The 2,178-nt window shown below is 59.9% G+C and carries 2 protein-coding genes; both read right to left on the bottom strand.

What is annotated here, in order from left to right:
* Positions 1–167: 167 nt before the first annotated feature.
* Positions 168–884 carry a HupE/UreJ family protein gene (locus AAC023_RS14420; RefSeq protein WP_339742000.1) on the bottom strand — a complete coding sequence of 239 codons (717 nt, stop codon included), beginning with the start codon at positions 882–884 and terminating at the stop codon, positions 168–170.
* A gap of 70 nt (positions 885–954) precedes the next feature.
* Positions 955–2,178, bottom strand: a 1,224-nt coding sequence (locus AAC023_RS14415) for an efflux RND transporter permease subunit (RefSeq protein WP_339741998.1), incomplete at its 5' end; no start/stop codon positions are given.

Genomic DNA, 2,178 nt, shown 5'->3' with positions numbered 1-2,178 from the left:
CCGGGTCGGGTCGATGCCGTATTCAGCCGGCAGGACAACCGTCACCAAAAGGACGATAGCGGCACCCAGGGCAATCGCGGTCGACTTGAGCAGGCTTGCGGTCGAGGGAAGGTCCTCGCGTGCGGGGAGTTGGGAATTGAACATGAAAAAATCTCCTTGTAGCCAGGTCAGGCGACCAGATAGCCGGTGAGTTGATAGCCAATGAGAATAAAGCCGGCGCACATCAGCACGACGTTAGCGGCGTAGGCGTGTTGCCCGAAACTGGTCGTGCGCCGCCAGAAGCCCATTGCGATCAGGATGACCGCGAGGGCGAGAAACTGGCCGATTTCCACGCCGACATTGAACGCCAGCAGATTGGGAAACAGACCGTCGGGCGCGATGTCATAGTCCAGCAGCTTGGTCGACAGGCCGAAGCCGTGGAACAGGCCGAAAATCAGGGTCGCGGCCTTGGTCGAGGGCTGGACACCGAACCAGCGCTGGAAGGCGCCGATATTGTCCAGCGCCTTGTAGACCACGGACAGCCCGATAATCGCGTCGATCAGATAGGCGTTGAGCCCGATATTGAAGAACACTCCCGCCAGCATGGTCGTTGAATGACCAAGCGCAAACAGGCTGACATAAATGCCGACATGCTTGAGGCGGTAGAGGAAGAACACGACCCCGAACAGGAACAGGATGTGGTCGTAGCCGGTGACCATGTGCTTGGCACCGAGATAGAGGAAGGAAATCAGGTGAACACCCGTAATTTCCTGGATATAGCCCTTATCGCCTTCCGTGACGCCATGCGCCACGGCATCGCCGGCCATCAGCACCAGAAACGCGATGACCCATAACAGGCCCATGCCCCAGCGAGCGGCGCTAGCCGATATCGTCGATGTCTTCATGAATTGCTCCGATGCACAACCAATCCCTGCCGGTCAGTGGCGAAGCTTCGCCACGCTGTCGTTATCATGCTCATGTCTGATTTCCTTCCGGCGATTTGCGGCGCCTGTTGGCGAAGCCTCGAACGATCCGGAACAGCGCCGGAAGAACGATAAGGGTCAGGATGGTGGACGAAATGATCCCCCCAATGACCACCGTCGCGAGCGGACGTTGGACTTCAGCGCCAGGACCGATGTTGAACGCCATCGGTACAAAGCCGAGGCTGGCGACCAGAGCGGTCATCAGGACCGGTCTGAGCCGTGTCAGTGCGCCTTCGCGGATCGCCGTGTCCAACGGCTTCCCGTCGTCCATCAAGGACCGAATGAAGGTGAGCAGCACGACGCCGTTGAGCACGGCGACCCCGGAAAGCGCGATAAATCCGACCCCGGCCGAAATTGACAGGGGCAGGTCGCGCAGCAGCAGTGCCGCGACGCCGCCGGTCAGGGCCAGGGGCACGCCGGAAAACACGATGGCCGCGTCTCCCAGCGAGCGGAACAGGGCCAGCAGGAGGCCAAAAATCAGAACCAGAACCAGAGGCACAACGAGACTCAGACGATTGGCCGCCGAAATCAGCTGCTCAAACGTGCCGCCATACTGAACCCAATAGCCGGGCGGGATCGCCGCTTCATTGCGGACCAGTTCCTGAACCTCCGAGATGAAGGATCCAAGGTCACGGCCCCGCACATTCGCGGTGACGACAATGCGCCGCTTTCCATTCTCCCGGCTGATCTGGTTGGGCCCGATTGTCAGCTCGATATCGGCGAGCTCCCGCAGCGGAATGAATTCGGTGCGGCCCTCGCCATTGTCGGGCAGGGGAATATTGAGACGTTCCAGGCGTGACACGTTTTCGCGCAAGGGTTCGGGCAGGCGGACGATGACATCGAATCGTCTGTCGCCTTCGAAGATCTGTCCGGCCCGGGTCCCCGCCAATGACGTGCGGATCACCGACTGAACATCTTCCATCGTCAATCCATACCGGGCCAGCGCTTCGCGGCGCGGCTCGATCTGCATCATCGGAAGTCCGGTTGCCTGCTCGATGGAAATGTCCTGGGCACCCTCGACCCGTTCCAGCAGGTTTTCGATGCGCTGACCGACTTCCAGCAATGTGTCCAGATCATCGCCGAACACTTTCACCGCTACATCCGCCCGGACGCCGGACAAGAGCTCATTGAACCGCATCTCGATGGGTTGAGTGAATTCATAGCGATTGCCAGGCAGTTCATGCACGGCCGCACTGAGCTGATTGACGAGTTCTTC

This window comes from uncultured Maricaulis sp., from assembly GCF_963976135.1.
Classification (GTDB): domain Bacteria; phylum Pseudomonadota; class Alphaproteobacteria; order Caulobacterales; family Maricaulaceae; genus Maricaulis.
The sequence above is the reverse complement of the archived record's forward strand: the minus strand, read 5'-3'. Positions and strand labels throughout refer to the sequence as shown.

Coding starts and splice junctions, on each gene's coding strand:
- AAC023_RS14420 (WP_339742000.1), bottom strand. CDS start 884: ATGAAGACATCGACGATATCGGCTAGCGCCGCTCGCTGGGGCATGGGC.